This window comes from Roseimaritima sediminicola, from assembly GCF_009618275.1.
In the GTDB taxonomy this organism is placed as follows: Bacteria; Planctomycetota; Planctomycetia; order Pirellulales; family Pirellulaceae; genus Roseimaritima; species Roseimaritima sediminicola.
In genome coordinates this window covers 15,693-32,517 of record NZ_WIAD01000020.1, presented here as the reverse complement: position 1 = coordinate 32,517, position 16,825 = coordinate 15,693, and the positions used below count along the sequence as shown (strand labels likewise).

12 protein-coding genes are annotated in these 16,825 nt (G+C 62.3%); 5 read left to right on the top strand and 7 right to left on the bottom strand.

What is annotated here, in order from left to right:
* Nucleotides 1–224 precede the first annotated feature (224 nt).
* The gene (locus GE027_RS11600; protein WP_153557361.1) at nt 225–611 is read left to right on the top strand and encodes an HU family DNA-binding protein; all 387 of its coding nucleotides are present in this window, start codon (nt 225–227) and stop codon (nt 609–611) included.
* Between the two features lie 34 nt (nt 612–645).
* A complete protein-coding gene (locus tag GE027_RS11595) occupies nt 646–864 on the top strand; it encodes a hypothetical protein (RefSeq protein ID WP_068131568.1) in 219 nt (72 codons plus the stop codon).
* A gap of 9 nt (nt 865–873) precedes the next feature.
* Here the strand turns inward: GE027_RS11595 and GE027_RS11590 are convergent, their stop codons facing one another.
* Entirely contained in the window at nt 874–1,290 is a 417-nt protein-coding gene (locus GE027_RS11590; RefSeq protein WP_153557360.1) for a hypothetical protein, read from the bottom strand.
* 12 nt (nt 1,291–1,302) lie between these two features.
* Complete coding sequence (locus GE027_RS11585) at nt 1,303–3,378, bottom strand: cytochrome c3 family protein (RefSeq protein ID WP_153557359.1); 2,076 nt, start codon at nt 3,376–3,378, stop codon at nt 1,303–1,305.
* Nucleotides 3,379–3,604: 226 nt separating this feature from the next.
* Here GE027_RS11585 and GE027_RS11580 point away from each other — a divergent pair, with 226 nt between their 5' ends.
* Both GE027_RS11580 and GE027_RS11575 read left to right on the top strand, forming a co-directional pair.
* Nucleotides 3,605–4,444 (top strand): endonuclease/exonuclease/phosphatase family protein, encoded by an 840-nt coding sequence (locus GE027_RS11580; protein WP_237607469.1) that lies wholly within the window; start codon nt 3,605–3,607, stop codon nt 4,442–4,444.
* Between the two features lie 225 nt (nt 4,445–4,669).
* Nucleotides 4,670–5,092: a hypothetical protein gene (locus GE027_RS11575; RefSeq protein WP_153557358.1), complete on the top strand. Its 423-nt coding sequence runs from the start codon at nt 4,670–4,672 to the stop codon at nt 5,090–5,092.
* A 5-nt stretch (nt 5,093–5,097) separates the two neighbouring features.
* Here the strand turns inward: GE027_RS11575 and GE027_RS11570 are convergent, their stop codons facing one another.
* Both GE027_RS11570 and GE027_RS11565 read right to left on the bottom strand, forming a co-directional pair.
* Entirely contained in the window at nt 5,098–7,086 is a 1,989-nt protein-coding gene (locus GE027_RS11570; RefSeq protein ID WP_153557357.1) for a GGDEF/EAL domain-containing response regulator, read from the bottom strand.
* On the bottom strand, nt 7,083–9,017 hold the full coding sequence (locus GE027_RS11565) for a CHASE4 domain-containing protein (RefSeq protein ID WP_162006693.1): 1,935 nt from the start codon (nt 9,015–9,017) through the stop codon (nt 7,083–7,085). Before GE027_RS11565 ends, GE027_RS11570 begins: the two co-directional genes overlap by 4 nt.
* A 495-nt stretch (nt 9,018–9,512) precedes the next feature.
* Here GE027_RS11565 and GE027_RS11560 point away from each other — a divergent pair, with 495 nt between their 5' ends.
* Nucleotides 9,513–9,899 carry a hypothetical protein gene (locus tag GE027_RS11560; RefSeq protein ID WP_153557355.1) on the top strand — a complete coding sequence of 129 codons (387 nt, stop codon included), beginning with the start codon at nt 9,513–9,515 and terminating at the stop codon, nt 9,897–9,899.
* 137 nt (nt 9,900–10,036) lie between these two features.
* Here the strand turns inward: GE027_RS11560 and GE027_RS11555 are convergent, their stop codons facing one another.
* From GE027_RS11555 to GE027_RS11545, 3 genes are read right to left on the bottom strand one after another with little or no spacing between them, the layout of a single operon-like run.
* The gene (locus GE027_RS11555; RefSeq protein ID WP_153557354.1) at nt 10,037–13,180 is read right to left on the bottom strand and encodes an efflux RND transporter permease subunit; all 3,144 of its coding nucleotides are present in this window, start codon (nt 13,178–13,180) and stop codon (nt 10,037–10,039) included.
* The gene (locus GE027_RS11550) at nt 13,177–14,559 is read right to left on the bottom strand and encodes an efflux RND transporter periplasmic adaptor subunit (protein ID WP_153557353.1); all 1,383 of its coding nucleotides are present in this window, start codon (nt 14,557–14,559) and stop codon (nt 13,177–13,179) included. The genes GE027_RS11555 and GE027_RS11550 overlap by 4 nt, the downstream gene beginning before the upstream one ends.
* A complete protein-coding gene (locus GE027_RS11545) occupies nt 14,531–16,249 on the bottom strand; it encodes a TolC family protein (RefSeq protein WP_202617394.1) in 1,719 nt (572 codons plus the stop codon). The genes GE027_RS11550 and GE027_RS11545 overlap by 29 nt, the downstream gene beginning before the upstream one ends.
* Nucleotides 16,250–16,825 lie beyond the last annotated feature (576 nt).

Genomic DNA, 16,825 nt, shown 5'->3' with positions numbered 1-16,825 from the left:
AATGCGTTTTCGAATAAATCGACAGGCCGGGTTTTAATCGGTCAAGTTTAACGCTTGTAGCGACGATAGTAGTTTTGTCGGGCCTGAAGTTCGCTCGGACGCCTCGCAGGAGGTTCTGGGCGACGTCCTTGACGCTCGGATTGCGTGGACCTAGACTTCGAAGCAACTAAGTTGCTGGTAGTAAAGGGTTTACAACGCAACTACGGCGTCACGGAGCACAGGTTGTGACAAAGAAAGATATCGTACGTACGATTTCCGAAGAGGTTGGGCTGACCCAACAACAGACGAAGGTCATCGTCCAGAAGACCTTCGACGGAATCGTCGATGCGTTGGTCCGGGAACGGCGAATCGAATTACGAAATTTTGGTGTCTTCGAGGTCAAACAGCGGGCGGCTCGCAAAGCCAGGAACCCGCGGACGGGCCGACAGGTCGAAGTTCCCGCCAAATATGTCGTGACGTTCAAACCCGGGAAAGAAATGGAAGCTCGAATCCGCGAGCTGGGTGCCTCGCAAGAGGCCGCCGCAGCGGCCGAGCCCGCCATGAATCCGTCCAATCCTTCGGGTGCGCCGGCCGCCGGCCGCCGTGACCCTGATCCCCCCGAACAGAAATAGCCGTAGACCGTTGACCGTTCACGGAGGAACACCGATGCGTCGATTGTTAAACATCTGCTTGCTGGCCGTCTGCCTAACGTCGACCACCGGATGCTTTTTGCCTATCTATTCCGCTCGCCCCGAACGCCGCGTCCAGCAGTTGCTGTACACCTCGGAAGACATGCGGATGTTGGTCGAAGAATGGGAACGCATCTGGCATCTGGATCAACCCAGCCACATGTCGCCGATCCGCACCCACGGCGGCACGATGTAACCGGCGGCACTAGGAGCGGGCCGCACCGCGTTTTTTGAAACTGCCCAGCACCAGCAGGGCGGTGGCGGGCAGCATCGTCCAGCCGGCTAAACCGTGCCAGTGGATCATGGCGTGCATCGCATCGGTACCCAGCACCGGCAACATGCACACAAAGACGGTGCCGATCGTTGCGACGCCGGTCAGCACCACGGTCCAGAATCCCCAGCGTGCCAGCCGGGTGCTGCGACCCGGATCCAGATATCGGACCAGCGACCACACGGCGAACACCGGCAGCAGCAGCACCAGAGCACCGCTGACGGCCATGTGCGCCATCAACATCTGGCCTCCCAGATGGCCATCTCCCAGCGCCGGCACGGCCGTGATGGCCAACACCGCGACGATCAAAACCAGAGCGATCAAGAGCAGGGCGTTCAGGATGCGAAACATGAATGACGACTCCTAGGCGGTCTGGCTGGTCGAGGGATGAGACGAACGGCCGGCGGCCAGGGCCCCGAGTCCGATCAAGAGGATTGCCAGCAGGATCCCCAACGACCCGCCGACGACGTATTTAAACGAGCTGCGACCGCCGAACAATTGATTCCAGGCCAGCCGTTGATCGGCGTCGATCCCCTGCAGATCCGCCATCGCGATCGGTTGGTCGTCGCCCCGCAGCGGTCCGTCGGCGGTGATGGTCGAAGCGAACACCAGGCCATCGTCGCGATGGCATTCGACGCACCCTTTGGCCCCGAGCGACCAGCCCGCTGGCCGGACATTGTGGGCCATCGGCCAGGTCGCCACTTCGGTCGCCTGAGGATCCTCCAGCGATAATTGCTGCAGCGCGTCCTCCTCGTCCTCGCTGCGGGCATAGATGATCCCCGACGCGACGTACACCGCTTGCTCGAGATCGAGTTCCTCTTCCAGCGTTTCCAGGGCGCCGGCGACCTTCTCTTCGAACTCCGCCAGGCCTTCGGTTTCGACGTGGGCGGCAACCTTGGCGGCTTCCTCCTCGGTCCACTCCTGCTCGTCCAGCTTGGCACGTTCTTCGCCCAGCAACTCCTTCAGCTTGCTGCTTTTGGGTTTGGGCTGGAGGATTTCCTGAACAAAATCTTTGCGAACCCGCAGCGAGCGGCGCGTCAAGGAATGGACGGTTTCGGGGTTCAGCGGCTGGACGCGGCCATCCTGGACGTGTCCCCAGAAGGCCGGCCACATGCCCTTGTGCGGATGGATTTTGCCGTCGTCCAGTTTGGTGTAGATCGGCGCCAGGATCGCGGGCAGTTCCTTGCCGCTGCGATGTTCGGCCGCCCCCAGGCCGTGGGCCAAGGACGTCATCACGCGGAGCGCTTCGCCGCGGGGGGCGGGGCCGCCGTGGCACGCGGTGCAGGAGAGTTTCTCGAAGTGAATCGGGGGCAAGCCGCGATGCAGGGGCAGCGGAGCGCCCATGCGTCCGGCACGGACGTCGAAGGCCACCAGTTCATCGGCATCGGCCGGCTCGTCGCCCAGGTGACAGCCCTGACAGGACAGCGTCGAGACGGCTTGACCGCTGGGGTTCTCCTCTCCCTCGAAGCCGCGAACGATGTGGTGATCGATGCCGTTGCGATGGCAATCGACACACTGCATCCCGGCCCGCAGGTGCACGTCCTGGTCGTGAATCCAACGCTGTTCGATGCCATCATCGCCCACCGTCCGCGTGCTGTGACACTGGTAGCAAGCGTTGTTGGAGGGTTTGCGGACCAGGTCCATGAACACGGTCCCATCGGGACCAAAACGCCGAGCATCGTACTGGACGGTCGGCATCTTCTCCTGCACGCTCTCGTCTTCCGGATCCGCGTCGTCCTTGATCCGCGAAACCGAACCATCGATGCTGCCTAGTCGCAGCCCCGCGGTCGGCGCCCACGCAAAATTCTCGTCCTCGATCTGCTCGCGCCGCTGGTTAAAGTCGTAGGCGCCCGAGACGGCATGGCAGATCATGCAGTCGACCTGCAAATCGCCGCTGAACTTCCAGCGATCGACCGGCGGTTCGGTTTCGGCGTCGCCGGCGGAATCCTCCTGCTCGGCCTGCTGCCCGTCCTCGGCCTGTTCGTCCTCGGCCTCGGCCTGTTCGGCAGCGGGCAGGGTGATGCCCGGCACGCGGCCGCCGAAGTGATGGGCCATCTGCCAGCGGGACAGCCCGACTTGCTGGGGGTCGTAGGTGTGGTCCCAGGGCCGGTAGGAGAGCGGCAGCTGGGTGGCGGTGCGGGGATCGGTCCAGATCCACGGCTCGCCACGGCGACCGGCCTCCGACTCGGGCAGGAAGGCATTGAAGTGCCACCCGTGGGCGATGGTTTCGTAGTCGTGACAGCGACCGCAGGTGTTCAGCGGCGAATACGGACGCGTCGACTCCGCGGTGATCTTGCGATTGTCGATGTCGTACAGATCGATGTGGTGCACGTAGCGGGCGTCGCTGTGGCTGTAGTGACGCGACACATCCGCAGCGGTGGACAAGCCGGCCAACAGAGCCAGCGGCAAACTCAGCAGTCCCCTTGCCGTCGTAATCATGATCGTTGAATTCGTTGCAGGACCCGGACGAAAAGAGGCGACGCCAGCACGCCCGATGATGAGAAAATGTTGCTTTCGTTTTAACGTAATCTGCTGGGATCAGTAAGTGGCAGAGGTCACAGCAGCCATGCTTCGACGTAGAACGCGTTTCGACGTAGAAGTAGAATAGATCCCGGTCGAAAACAAACGCTGTCCCTCCCCTACCTCTTCGCAAAGTCATCCTGAAATGCAGTTGTCTTTCTCCGAAAACCGTTTCCTCCGTCCCGTGGCCCGCTTGGCCCGTCCCGTGGCCCTCGCGATGCTCGGCCTGCTGTGCTTTGCCGGGCCCGGCCAGAGCGAAGAGCCGATACGCCTGCGCGTGCTCAGCTACAACATTCATCACGGCGAAGGGGTCGACGGCAAACTGGACCTCCAGCGGATTGCCGCCGTGATCCGATCGGTGGAGCCCGACATCGTGGCGCTGCAGGAGGTGGATCAGAATGTGCAGCGCAGCGAAAGCGTCGACCAACCGGCCGAACTGGCTCGGCAAACCGAGATGCACGTGGCGTTTGGGGCCAACATTCCGCTACAGGGCGGCCACTACGGCAACGCCATTCTCAGCCGTCTGCCCATCGAGCGTGCCGACAACCACCTGTTGCCCAATCACAATCGGGGTGAACAACGAGGCGTCCTGGTGGCCCGTTTGAAGGCTCGCGAAGGGGGGCCGACCATCACCTTGTTCGCCACGCACTTCGATCATCGCCGCGACGACACCGGAAGATTGGCTTCGGTGCAGGCCATCAACCGTCATCTAGGACACTCCGGCGACGCTCCGGCCTTGTTGGCCGGCGACCTGAACGATGTCATCGGCAGTCCGACGCTCGATCGCTTGGCTGCGGTCTGGACGCGCAGCAACGACCAGCCGTTGCCGACGATTCCGGTCGCCCAGCCCCAGCGGCAGATCGACTTTGTGCTGTACCATCCGGCGGACCGCTGGAAAGTCGTCGAGGTCCGCGTCCTGGACGAAGCCGTCGCGTCGGATCACCGGCCCATCCTGGCCGTCCTGGAACTGCTGCCCGCAAAGTAGCTCGGCTGTCCCCAGCCGAAAAAGCCGCAAAGTAGCTCGGCTGTCCCCAGCCGAGAGAGGCGTCTGCGGAAGCCAAAAGCGACGCTCAGACCGACTCGGCCGGAGACGGGCTAGCCGAAACGCGCGAAGCCGGGTTAAATAATTGCCCGGCTCATCTTTGCCAGATACGTGGAAGTCGAATCGATTCGATTCCACGCCAGCGCGTTCTCGATACAAGGATCATCAATGTCGACCGTTCCATCGGATCAAGCCCCCCAACCGATAACCATTCCCGCCGACGAGCTTGATGCTGACGGCTTTGTCAGCCTGTGGAACGTAGCTTCGGCATCTCGCGACGGCGACACGCCGGCCGTCCGCGAACTCGCTTCGAAACTGCTGTTGTTCCTGTGCAAGAAACAGTGTGACTTCGTGGTCACCAGCACGGCCAATGCCGAGTACCTGGACAACTGGTTCGAGCGTGACAAGAACCTGTTGTACAACTGGAAGCCGGACAGCGAGTTCGTCGACGTCGTGGCCCAGCACGCCGAGGTGCCCGGCAATGCGTTATTGTCGTTTCTTCGCAACGAGAACTTCGACCCCAGCGTCAATCACAACGCGACCCGAGCGGCGCGCGTCAAATGGTTCCAGGAAATGTGGAACGTGGGCTGAACGATCTAGAGGGCGCGGGGGTTCGGCAGGGCGCACTGGTGATACCGTTCCTGTTGGTTGACGATCTCCACGATCTCCTCCAGCGGTTTGGGCTGGGAGAATAAATATCCCTGCCCGAAATCGCAGTCCAGGTCTCGCAGCCGGGTGAGTTGTTGTTCGGTCTCGATCCCTTCGGCGATCACCGTGGTATCGAGATTGTGAGCCAGCGTAATGATGGCGTGAATGATCGATTCGTAGTCGTCGTTGGTTTCCAGCGTGGAGACGAACGAGCGGTCGATCTTGAGGACGTCGATGGGAAAGCGATGCAGGCAGCTGAGCGAGGAGTGCCCGGTGCCGAAGTCATCCATGTACAGCCGCACGCCGAGATTGCGAATTTGATGCAGCCGATCGACGATCCCTTCGGGACTGTCCATGATCAGCGACTCGGTGATCTCCAGATTTAATTGTCGCCCGTCCACATCGAATTGCTTGAGGACGTCCTGCAGTTGGTCGACGAAGTCGGGTTCGGTGATCTGTCGTTTGGAAACATTCACACTGATACTGATCGGCGTACTGCCGGTGTGCTTGGCGTTCAGCTGGCGAACCGCCCGGCAGGCTTCTTCCAAAACCCAGCGCCCGATCGGGACGATCAACCCGGTCTCCTCGGCGATCGGAATAAAATCGGCCGGCTGAGTCAGATGGCAGTCGGGCTGTTGCCAGCGGACCAGCGATTCCAGCCCCACGATCCGCTGCGAGGGGACTTCGAAGATCGGTTGGAATTCCATCCGTAGTTCGTTGTTGTTGACGGCGTTTCGCAGCGCGGCCTCCAGCTCCAACCGCTTCAGCACGGCCGCGTGCATGGCGTCGTCGAACACGGCCAGTCGCCGTTTGCCGGTGAACTTGGCGCGGTACATCGCCAGGTCGGCGTTGCGCATCAGGTCGTCGGCGGCCCGAACGCCGGGACCGGTGTAGGCGATCCCCAAGCTGCAGCCGATGTTCAACTCGTGCGCGCTCAGATGGTAGGGCTCGCACAATTCGTCGCGGATCCGTTCGGCGAACCGCCGGGCCACGTCCTGGCTGTCGATATCGACCAGGAACGCCACGAATTCATCACCGCCCAGACGCGCCACCAAATCGTGCGGTTGATCCGCGCCCACCGCGGCGGGACGACCGCCGACGCTGCGGCAGTAGGCGGCCAAAGCCCGCTGCAAACGGCGAGCGATCTCGCTCAGCAGTTCATCGCCAACCGCATGGCCCAAACTGTCGTTGATCAATTTAAAATTATCGACGTCCAAAAACAGCAGGGCGTCATCGCCGGTGGCCGCGGCGTCCTGGCGTTCGAACCGGCCGGCGAGCACGTTCTTCAGGTAGTGACGATTGGGCAAACCGGTCAGATTGTCGTGTGTGGCGGCGTGCTGGAGCCGATCTTCGGCGGATTTTCGAATGCCGATCTCGACCTGCAGACGCTGGTTCGTCTCGCGGAGCTTTTCCACCTGCACACAGTTGTCCAGCAGCGAACGGCGTTTCTTGGTCATCGCCATCGCCAACTGCTGGGCTTCCTCATTGGCGAAGGGTTTCTTCAGCAGCAACAGGTTGTCGCGCTGGCCGACGCGTTGGATGACCTCGGACCAGGCGTAATCGGAGAACGCCGTGCAGATCACGATCTGCAACCAGGGGTCTACCTGCCACAACCGCTGCATCGTTTCCAGGCCATCGATCCCGGGCGGCATCCGCATGTCCACAAAGGCGACTTCGAAGGGCTGGCCCTCGGCCTTGGCGGCAGCGGCCATCTCGACCGCCTGCAGCCCCTGGTTGGCGAAGTGCAGCTGGAAATCAATCTGGTGGGAGTGAGCGGCGGCGGCGGAGACGTCATTGCCGAACAGGCTGGACTCCAATGCCTCCAGATCCAGATTCCGCTCGGCTTTGGAGAACACCGTGCGATAGGCGTCGTGGATCGATTCCTGATCGTCCACCAACAGCAATCGCCCTGGGTTTTCAACACTCAATACACTCATTGCGAGACGAGCTCCGGGATATGGTTAAAGGGCAGGACGAGGCTGAACGTCGCACCGCAATCGGGGCCATCGCTGTGCACACTCAGCGTCCCTTTCAATTCGGTTACGGCGAGGGCACAGTAGTGCAGCCCTTGGCCGTGGCCGCTGGACTTCGTCGTAAAGCCGCCGGCAAAGATTTTTTCAAAATGTTCGTTGTCGATCCCACAACCGGAATCGGCAAAGGCGATCGCCACGTGGTCTTCGCCGGACAGCGACACCGTGATCCGGATTTCGCGCCGCGGTTCGGGCAAATCGCTGACGGCGTCCCGGGCATTGGCCAACAGGTTGACCATCACCTGGATGATTTTGCCGCGATCGATTCGCAGCGGCGGCGCCGCGTGGTAGTCCTTTAGAATGCGAACGCGGCAACGCTGCAGCGAAGCCTCGAGGATGGCGATTGCCTCGTCCAGCAGGTCGTCCACGGCCACCGACTGCAGCACCACCGTGCCGGTGGCCAGTTTCTGCTGGGCTTCGAGGATCTCGCTGACGTGCTGGAGGTTTTTGTCCAGCGCCGCTAGATGGTTCCGCATCTCGTCCTGTTCGTGCTGGAGGTGGTCGGTGACCTGACAGATGTACCGCGGCAACTGCCGGCCGCGCGGATCGGAGCTCAGAAAGCGGTCCAGTTCGCTGGCGTGCTGGCGAAGCATCTCGGCGGATTTCTTCATCCCCGCCAGCTTGGATTCACCCAACTGGGTGGACATGGCCGAGGAGAGGACGTTGACGTTGGTGATCACGTTGCCGACGTTGTGCAGCACGCCGGCCGCCATATCGCTCATCCCGGCCTTGCGAGACAACTCGATCAGCCGGTTTTGCGAATCGGCCAGGTTGACCACCATGGCATCGAAGTGCCGCGCCAAGTCGCCAAATTCGTCTTTCCGTTGCATATTGGCCCGCACACTCAAGTCGCCGGTCTGACCGATCGCTCCGGCGTGTTCGGACAACTGGATCAGCGGTGTGATCACGATCCGCTGCAGCAACAGCAGCAGAATCGTCAGCACGACGAACGAACTGAGCAGCAGCGAACCGAGGGCGAAACGCATGGCCGCGCGCCCGTGCTTGGTGACATTGCGGTCGATCGCCGCGGAGGTCAGCACAATGGGGTTGCCATCGATGTCCAACAACCCGGACAGGGCGATCAGTTGGCTCCGGTCCAGAGCCCGGAAAGCCAGCGGGTGGCGCGAGCCGCCCTGGCGAAGAAACTCCCGCAACGCCGCGGGCATCGCCTGCCACTGCGACGGGTCGATGTCCGCGAGCGGAGTCACGGTAAAACGAGCCGCCGTCTGCTCCGAAACCGCTCGGATCGCTTGCTCGTCCAGAAAGCGTCCCATCACCAGAGTGCCGTTGGCAACCGGCCGCGGACCGTCCTGCACGATCGGCCGAGAAACCACGGCCATCGGCCCGCGTTCGGTCATCATCAAACCCGCCAACGACCGTTCGGCCAGCGGTTTGGAAGACCTGTCGTGCTGTAGCAGCGGATGTGTCGCCGGCCAGCGATCCTCGGGAAAGCGGGGCAGATGAATCGGTGCGGTGAATCCCGAGGCGCGAATCCCCTGGTGAACGACGTTGTCATCCGGATCCAATACGGCCACCAGATTCAGTTTGGCATCGATGTAGGTGGAATCTTTGAAGTGCTCGGCAAGAAACGACCGGTTTCGAACGTGCACAAAGGCGTGCAGGTCGTCGCGAACCGCCCAGTCGTGCACGAAATACTCCAAGTGCTCGAGGTCCCGCTCGATGGCTTGATGGCAGCGCTGTAGGTTGCGAGCCGCTTCCTGCTGTTCCAGTTCCAGAAAACGAGGAAAGACCACCCAGTGCTGGATCGCTGCATCGCTGACCACGTACAGGCACATGACGCCGATCAGACTGAGCAGGATTTTGAGACGCAGGTTCATGGGGGACGCCGATCCGGTTGCGGCACCGTTCAGTAGCAGGCTGGAAGGAACACACGCGACACCGCCCACGTGCCCCGCGAAGCCGCCCATCAGTACTTACCCCATAAACCTAGGATTTCCCTGCTGGACAAACCCGCAGTTCCGCTGGATTCTCGCGGTTTGCTTTGACGGGCAGTCCGAAGAACCGCGACGGATCGCCCAATCCCTAGTATCGGTACGATTCTGTTCAACCGAACCAGCCGGGGAACTCGGTGGCGAACCGGTCGCGGGCCAGCCTTGGTCGAAAATCGGTCAACCGCGCACTGGCGCGTCATGCGGCGGTGGCTGCGCAGCCGCCCGGCGGCGGCCGCGCTGGCGTCTTCTACGGAAAAAAACTCAGCAGCCACCGGCGACGCGAAACTGGCACAGAGTTTGCATCTTTTCTCGCTCGTGTTCGAGCCGGCATGTTGCCGGTGATTCACCGAGAAACACTGTTTGAATGCAAGAGGAAAACCAATGAAGAGTCTGTATAGTTTGTTGTTCGCCGGTTTGGTGGCCATGGTTTCTGTGGGCTGTGAAGACAGCGCCTTTGACACCGAAGCCGATCGCGTCGAAGAAAACGCCGAGATGCGAGCTGATCAGCTGGAAGAAAACGCCCAGCAGACCGCCGAACAGGTCCGCGAAAACGCCCAGCAGCAAGCGGAAGAAATCCGTGACGAATCGGGCCGGACCATCCTGGGAACCGCCGAAAGTGACGCTGCGGAAGATCGCGCCGACGCGATCGAAGAAGCCGGCGAAGAACGCGCCGACGCCATCGAAGATCGTGGCGAAGAACGCGCCGACAATATCGAAGAGCAGGGTGACGAAGCCGAAGACGCTCTGGAAGAAGTCGAAGTCGAATAAGCTGGCTGTAGCCAGTCGGGCGAACCCGGCGGAGAGCCCCTTCGCCGCGGGATCGCCCCCCTTTTTCAGCAAAGAAGCCATGGTTTGCCCAACCATGGCTTTTTTCGTAACCAATTCCCCGTAGCTACGGGGATCGATCAACTGGGTTGGTCGGGCAGGGGACGTGGGGTGAGCAGCTTTCGTAGGTCTTCCAGGATCAGGTACAAGCAGGGGACCAGCACCAGAATGATCGAGGTGGCGAAGAGGATTCCAAAGCCCAGCGAAATGGCCATCGGAATGATGTACTGGGCCTGCAGCGAATCTTCGAAGATCAGCGGCATCAGGCCCCCGAACGTCGTAACCGTGGTCAGCATGATCGGCCGAAAACGGCGCAGGCCCGCGCTGAGGATGGCAGCAAACGGCGTCTGGGAGTCGCGTTGGCCGTTGGCGTAGTCGATCATGATCAACGAGTCGTTGATCACCACTCCCGACAGCGCGATCACACCCATCAAACTGACCAGCGACAGGTCGTACCCTAGCAACATGTGTCCAAAGATCGCGCCCACGATGCCAAAGGGAATGGCGACCAGAACGATCAACGGTTGGACGTACCCGCGGAAGGCGATCGCCAAGAGGGAATAAATCACCGCCAGGGCCAGTCCGAACGATCCCCACAAGGACGCCGTGGCCCGACGCATTTCCGCATCGCTGCCCTCGAACGTCCAGGAGATGCCGGGGTAGTCGCTGCGCAGCCGCGGCAGTTCCTCGTCGCGCAGCGCCGTCAACACCGTGTTGATTGCCCGTTTGGGTTCCACGGTCATCCCCACGCTGACCACGCGGCGGCCATCGCGACGATTGATCGAAGCAAAGGCCGTGCTCTTTTCCAGACCCGCTACGTCCAACAGCGGCACCTCGGCGCCGTCGGGCGTCCGCACCACCAGGTCTTCCAGATGATGAATGTCTTCGCGTTGATTCTCCGGCAGTTTGACGCGGACCTCGATCTCGTTGGTACCGCGTAGCATCCGCAGGGCCAACGAACCGAAGAAGGCACCGCGCAGTTGCTCGCCCAGCCCTTCGTCGGTCAGCCCCAGCGCCCGGCCTTCGGGACGCAGGCGAAAATCGTACTGGTTCTTGCCGCGATTAAAATTGTCGTTCACATCTTGGACGTTAGCGTATTGTTCGGCTCGTGCGACGAACGCTTTGGCCGCTTTCTCCAACACGTCGATGTCGCTGTGGCTCAGGTCGATTCGGATGTCCCGTCGATAACCGCCCGGCCCGCGTTCGGCTTCGAACGTCACCTGGTCGACGCCGGGCAAGTCGCCGATCGAATCGCGCCACAGCTCGATCACTTGCTTGGCCGTCATGTCGCGCTCGTCCGGCGGCTTCATCACGATTTCCACATCGATAAAGCTCTGCCCGCGGACGTTGGTTTTGATGCCTTCGGCGACTTCGTACAGATTGTGTTCGTCGAACATTCGCAAACTGGCCGTGGTGACCGCATCGGCGATCTCGGCGGCTTGATCCTGGGTGGTTCCCACCGGCATCCGCACGCCGGCTTCGATTTCATCGGCCGACACTTCGGGCATCAGGACCATGCCCATGTGGGCGCTATTGGCATAACCGGTCACCACGACAAACAATCCTAGGGCCGCACAGGTGGTCACATAGCGGTAGCGGAGGCAGGCGCGAAGGACGGGTCCGTAGAATCGCTGCACCGCCCGATTGAACGCACCGCTAAAAGCTTGTTGGCCGTGGTGAAACCAGCCACCGACGCGGCGCAGGCCAGTGCGGCGGCCCGGCCGCTCGGCTTTGCGGGCGTGCGCCAGGTGTGCGGGCAGGATGAACAGGCTCTCGACCAGGGACAGCGTCAGCACGACGATCACGACGATCGGCAGCGGCTGCCAGAATTTCCCGGTCTCGCCGGGGATAAAGATCAGCGGCACGAAGGCCACGATGTTGGTCAGGATGCTGAACGTCACCGGGCTGGCAACCTGGCGAGTCCCTTCGATGGCGGCGACTTCGTTGTCGCTCTCGCCCTGCCGCTTCTCATAAACGTTTTCCCCGACCACGACCGCGTCGTCGACGACGATGCCCAGCACGACCAGAAAGCCGAACAACGAAATCATGTTCACGCTGACGTCCACCAGCGGCAGAAACAACAACCCGCCCACAAAGGACACGGTCATTCCCATCATCACCCAAAAGGCCAACCGCAGCTCCAGAAACAGAGCCAGGATGCACAGCACGATGATGACGGCCAGGACGGCGTTCTTGAGGACCAGGCCCAGCCGGCGACGAAATTCCTCGGCGTTGTTGCTGTCAATTCGCCAAGCGACGCCCGGTGGCAGCACCGCTTCGAACTCGCTCATCTTCCGCTGGACGGCGTCGGCGATGTCGATCGGCGACTGCGATCCGACGCGGAGGATATCCAGTTCGACCGAAGGCGTTTGACTGAACTGGGAATGGAATCCGACGTCTTCGAATCCGTCGCGGATCTCCGCGATGTCGCCCAGGGTGACGCGTTGGCCACGGCGGCCGCTGACGATTTCAATCGCGGCGAATTCGTCCGCCCACTGCTTGCGCGCTTTGACCCGCAGCAAGATCTCTCCGGCGGTCGTCTGCACCGAACCGGCCGCGACGTCGCGACTGGACTGGCGAATACTGCCAGCGACGTCGGACAGGGTCAGCCCGTACTCGCGCAAGCGTTGACGGGGAATTTCGACGTGCGTCACGTAATTGGGAACCCGTCGCAGTTCGACCTGCGTGATCTGCTCGTCCGCCTGCAAGTGGTCGCGCAGCTGTTCGGCCAGTTTGCGCAGCGCCCACACATCGACCGAACCGTACAGCGCCACCTGGATGACCCGCTGCTGGCGCGACTGCAGACGCACCTCCGGCTGTTCGATCTGTTCGGGGAACGTGCGAATGCGATTGATCGCTTGCTCGATCTCCTGAAATGTTTTGATCCGCTGCTCACCGGAAACCAATTCGATCGTCACCTCGCCGCGACCTTCGCGAGCTTGGCTGAGCACCTCGCGAATGCCATCGATCCCGCGAACCGCGCTTTCGATGGGCCGCAGGATGCCCTGCTCGACCTCCTCGGGCGAAGCTCCGGGATAGCCGACGTAGACCTCGACGATGTCCAACTGGAACTGTGGAAAGACCTCTTTCTGGATCGCGAACGCCGACCAGATGCCGCCGCCCAGCAACAAACACATCAGCAAATTGGCGGCGATCGGATTGCGCGCCATCCAAGCGATAGCGCCCTCGTTGCGCTGAGCCAATACGGTCGGCGTGTTACTCATGGCCCGTCCTCAGCGGCGGGCTCAGCGGCGGGCTCGACGCGCCGCAGCCCCACGCCGTCGGCAACCGTGGCCAGGGTTGTGATCACGACTTCCTCGCCGTCCTCCAGTCCGCTTTGGATGTACGCGTAGCGGGCATCGCGATACAGCACCTCGACGGCTCGGATCTCCAGCTTGTCGTCTTTGTTCACCCACACCGTATCGCCGTCGCGAAGGTACTGGCGATCCAGTCGAACCACCGCATCGACGGGCCGACCTTGGATCTCGACATCGATCAACGACCCCAGGATCAGGGGCGGCAGGTCGTCGTGGAGGGCCAGGGGATCCGAGATGGTAACCAAGACGCGAGCCAAGCGAGTTTGATTATCCAAAGCCCCGATCATCCGCGACACCGTGCCGCGGCGGACGACGTCTGGCCCCCAGGCGTCGGGATCGCGGAGTTTAACCGTGGCGCCGCCGGTCGCGTTATCGCTCCGCACTTCGGCGTTCTCGCCTTCGACATTGGTGCCGCTGGCCTCTCGAGCCGTTCGACGCAGTGCGGAACCGTCGAGGGTCAGGCGTGCGGTCATCGTCGCAGGGTCGGTAGACCCGGATGTGGCACGGGCAGTGTCGGCGAACTGGATCCAGCGCAGACTCCGCACCGGCACGGCCGCCGAAACCCAGTATTCCTCGACACCGACCAGGCGGGCCAGCGAATCGCCGGGGCTGACCTGCGAGCCGACGTTCACGTCGCGGCTGAGCACCTGGGCATCGAACGGTGCGAGCACCTTGGTCCGCTGGAGGTCCAATTGGGCACGCTCAATCGCTGCCAAGGCGGCGTTGACCTCGGCGCGAATCGAAGCGATCTGGGGTTCGCGGAGCACCAGAGCTCGGTTGGTCGAGTTGATCGTGCCTTCCAATAGCTTCAGCTCCTTCTGCGCCAAGCTCTGCCGGCCGCTTTCGATTCGCAGTGAGGCCTCGGCCTGCTCCAGTTCGCTCTGCCGGATCCGCAGAGCGTTTTCGAAATCGGCCGGATCAATCCTCAGCAGCTCTTCGCCGGCGCGCACCATCCCGCCGGGAACCAGCGAATCCGATACCGCTACCACTTGGCCGCTGACGCGCGGCGCCAGATCCACTTCGCGAGCCGCTTGGACCGTGCCCAGCACTTCAATGCTGGGCCGATAGGTGCCGCGGCGCACGATTACCGTTTCGACCAACGCCGCGGACTTGCGCTTGGCGGTTTCCGTTTCCGCGACCGGCTCGGTGCGTTGGATCACGACGACGGCATAAGCCGAGGCGGCCAGGAGGCTTCCGCACGCCAAGACCGAAACCACCACGCGCAGCCAAAAACCTTTGCGTGACGAAGGCTGGGCGTCAGTCAGGGTCGGAGACGATCGAGGCATAGTCGGGCAACGGAATGGCTTGCATGAAGGTAGGATCGTCCGGAATCAACCGAACGGCCGGCGGCGACATCGCGCCGGTGGCGTCCACCGCATCCGGACGCGCCGGCCCCAGCGGCAGCTCCTCGGGCACCGGAATACGCGAGGGCGGCGCCGTGAAGGGTTGCTGGGGGTCGTTGTTGGCGGGGTCGTTGTCGGCGGGGTCGTTGTCGGCGGGGTCGGAGTCGGCGGGGTCGTTGTCGGCGGCGGGATGATCGGCGCGGGCGTCGCCGGGGCCCGTGTCGACCGTCGTGATGACTGTCGCCCGCGGATCGATTCCCCCGGCTAGGGCTAAGTATAACGAAATCCGGATCAGCCGCAGATCCAATTGCGCCGATAAAGTTTCTCGCTGCAGACGCTGCCAGCCGGTGATCGCGGTCAACACGGCCAGATAATCTTCGTCGCCGATCAGGTACTGCTCGCGGAGCTGCAAGGTCGACTGATAGGCCAGCTCGACCTGTTTTTCCAGATACTCCAGCCGCTCCCGCTGATACCGTTCCTGGGCGAGCGCGTCTTCGACTTCCTGAAATGCGACCAGCATCGTCTGGCCGTACTGATTGAACAACTGTCGAGCGACCGCGGCGGACCGATCCACCTCGGCCCGTCTCTGCCCGCCGTCCAACAGCGGGGCGATCAGCTGGCCGCCGATCGAGACAAACCAGTCGCGAAACAACGTTTCCGGGCTATCCGAAAGATTCTCGACCGATCCGGTCAGGTTCAGGCGTGGGAATTGGTCGCTGACCGCAGCCGCCAGATCGTGGTTGGCGGCCACGAAAGCCAGATAGTCACGCCGCACATCCGGCCGCCGCTGGAGCAGTTCCGCGGGCACGCCCGCGGCGGGCAGGGGAGGCATCGCCGGCAGATCGGTACCGGGATCGTAGCTGGCCGTCTGCGGCAGCTCGCCCAATAACACGCTCATCTGATGCTCGAGCGTTTCCACCTGCGACTGCACCACGGTGTACTGTTCCAGCGTGGCCTGCAGCAATTGACGTTGCCGCAGCACGTCCGCACTGCCGACCAGCCCCAGCCCAAAACGGTCCTCCTGCGACTCGACGCCTGTGCGGTTGGTCTCGATCTGAGCGTCCAGCAGCTCTAGTTGGGCGCGGGCTTCGATCAGGGCAAACCACGTCCGGGCGACCTCGGCCGACAGCGTGAGCGCGACGGCTTGATAATCAGCGTACGTGGCTGCGGCGCGAAACCGTTCGGCGGCCACCTGCGATTCGATCCGACCCCAGAGGTCGACCTGATAGGCGGCGTCGAGCCCGATAACGGTGGGATAACGGTCCTCTTCGGGCCCGAAGATGCTTTGGTGTGTCACCACGCCGTTGACGTCGGCGAAGAAATCCGAAGCCTGCCGCCGAGCGACCGCTCGGGAGGCGACGACGCGCTGCAGGGCGCTGGCCAGGTCGTAATTATTGTCAAACGCTTGCTGGACGCGGGTGTTCAGCTCCGGGTCCCCGAACGCGATCCACCAGTGATCGGCCGCGCGGACCAGTCCGCTCTCGGAAAACTCCGGCAGCGGTTGGTGGGTAAATTTACCGATCGGCTCGCGTTTTGCGCAGCTGCACAGCACCGCGCAGGCGCAAACAGCTAGCACCAAGGCCAATAGACGCAGCGGGACCGTGCCCCTTCGATTGCAACAGTAGTCCGTCATATCTCGGATCGAATTACCCTAGCGGGGGAGTCCGCGACAAGGGCAATTCGTGCGTTGGTAGGGGCGGACTTGACCACAACCTCGACAATCAAACTTCATGGAAGCGGAGGTCCTCGGATTGGCGGAGCGTTTGTTTGGTGGAAGGCTGCGCCGGGGTCAGGCCTTGTGGAAGGCTGCGCCGGGGTCAGGCCTTGTGTTCGGTGTTCACAACAGTGGCCAAGCAGACGTACATTATCGAATACCGAACATAAGGCCTGACCCTCGCGAAACGACTCGCTTGGCCGCTGACTCCGGCGGAATTCATGTAGAGCTCGGAGCGGTAGAATGCAACATTTTCTCCCCTCTCCCCCGCGGCGCCGCGAGCGTCAGCGAGTGAAGCAGTGGTGGGAGAGGGGCCGGGGGTGAGGGGGCTCAGGTGCAACGGAATGACCGTTTGCGTACGCCTTTCCGATTCCCCCATCACAGCGAAAGTCGGAGGTGGTGCTGCTCTGCTGGTCCCCCTCACCCCCAACCCCTCTCCCCCGCGGCGCCGCGAGCGTCAGCGAGTGGGGGGAAGGCTGCGCCGGGGTCAGGCCG

Excerpts from the sequence above, each read along its gene's own strand:
- GE027_RS11595 (WP_068131568.1), top strand. The coding sequence starts at position 646 with ATGCGTCGATTGTTAAACATCTGCTTGCTGGCCGTCTGCCTAACGTCG.
- GE027_RS11590 (WP_153557360.1), bottom strand. The coding sequence starts at position 1,290 with ATGTTTCGCATCCTGAACGCCCTGCTCTTGATCGCTCTGGTTTTGATC.
- GE027_RS11585 (WP_153557359.1), bottom strand. The coding sequence starts at position 3,378 with ATGATTACGACGGCAAGGGGACTGCTGAGTTTGCCGCTGGCTCTGTTG.
- GE027_RS11580 (WP_237607469.1), top strand. The coding sequence starts at position 3,605 with ATGCAGTTGTCTTTCTCCGAAAACCGTTTCCTCCGTCCCGTGGCCCGC.
- GE027_RS11575 (WP_153557358.1), top strand. The coding sequence starts at position 4,670 with ATGTCGACCGTTCCATCGGATCAAGCCCCCCAACCGATAACCATTCCC.
- GE027_RS11570 (WP_153557357.1), bottom strand. The coding sequence starts at position 7,086 with ATGAGTGTATTGAGTGTTGAAAACCCAGGGCGATTGCTGTTGGTGGAC.
- GE027_RS11565 (WP_162006693.1), bottom strand. The coding sequence starts at position 9,017 with ATGAACCTGCGTCTCAAAATCCTGCTCAGTCTGATCGGCGTCATGTGC.
- GE027_RS11560 (WP_153557355.1), top strand. The coding sequence starts at position 9,513 with ATGAAGAGTCTGTATAGTTTGTTGTTCGCCGGTTTGGTGGCCATGGTT.
- GE027_RS11555 (WP_153557354.1), bottom strand. The coding sequence starts at position 13,180 with ATGAGTAACACGCCGACCGTATTGGCTCAGCGCAACGAGGGCGCTATC.
- GE027_RS11550 (WP_153557353.1), bottom strand. The coding sequence starts at position 14,559 with ATGCCTCGATCGTCTCCGACCCTGACTGACGCCCAGCCTTCGTCACGC.
- GE027_RS11545 (WP_202617394.1), bottom strand. The coding sequence starts at position 16,249 with ATGACGGACTACTGTTGCAATCGAAGGGGCACGGTCCCGCTGCGTCTA.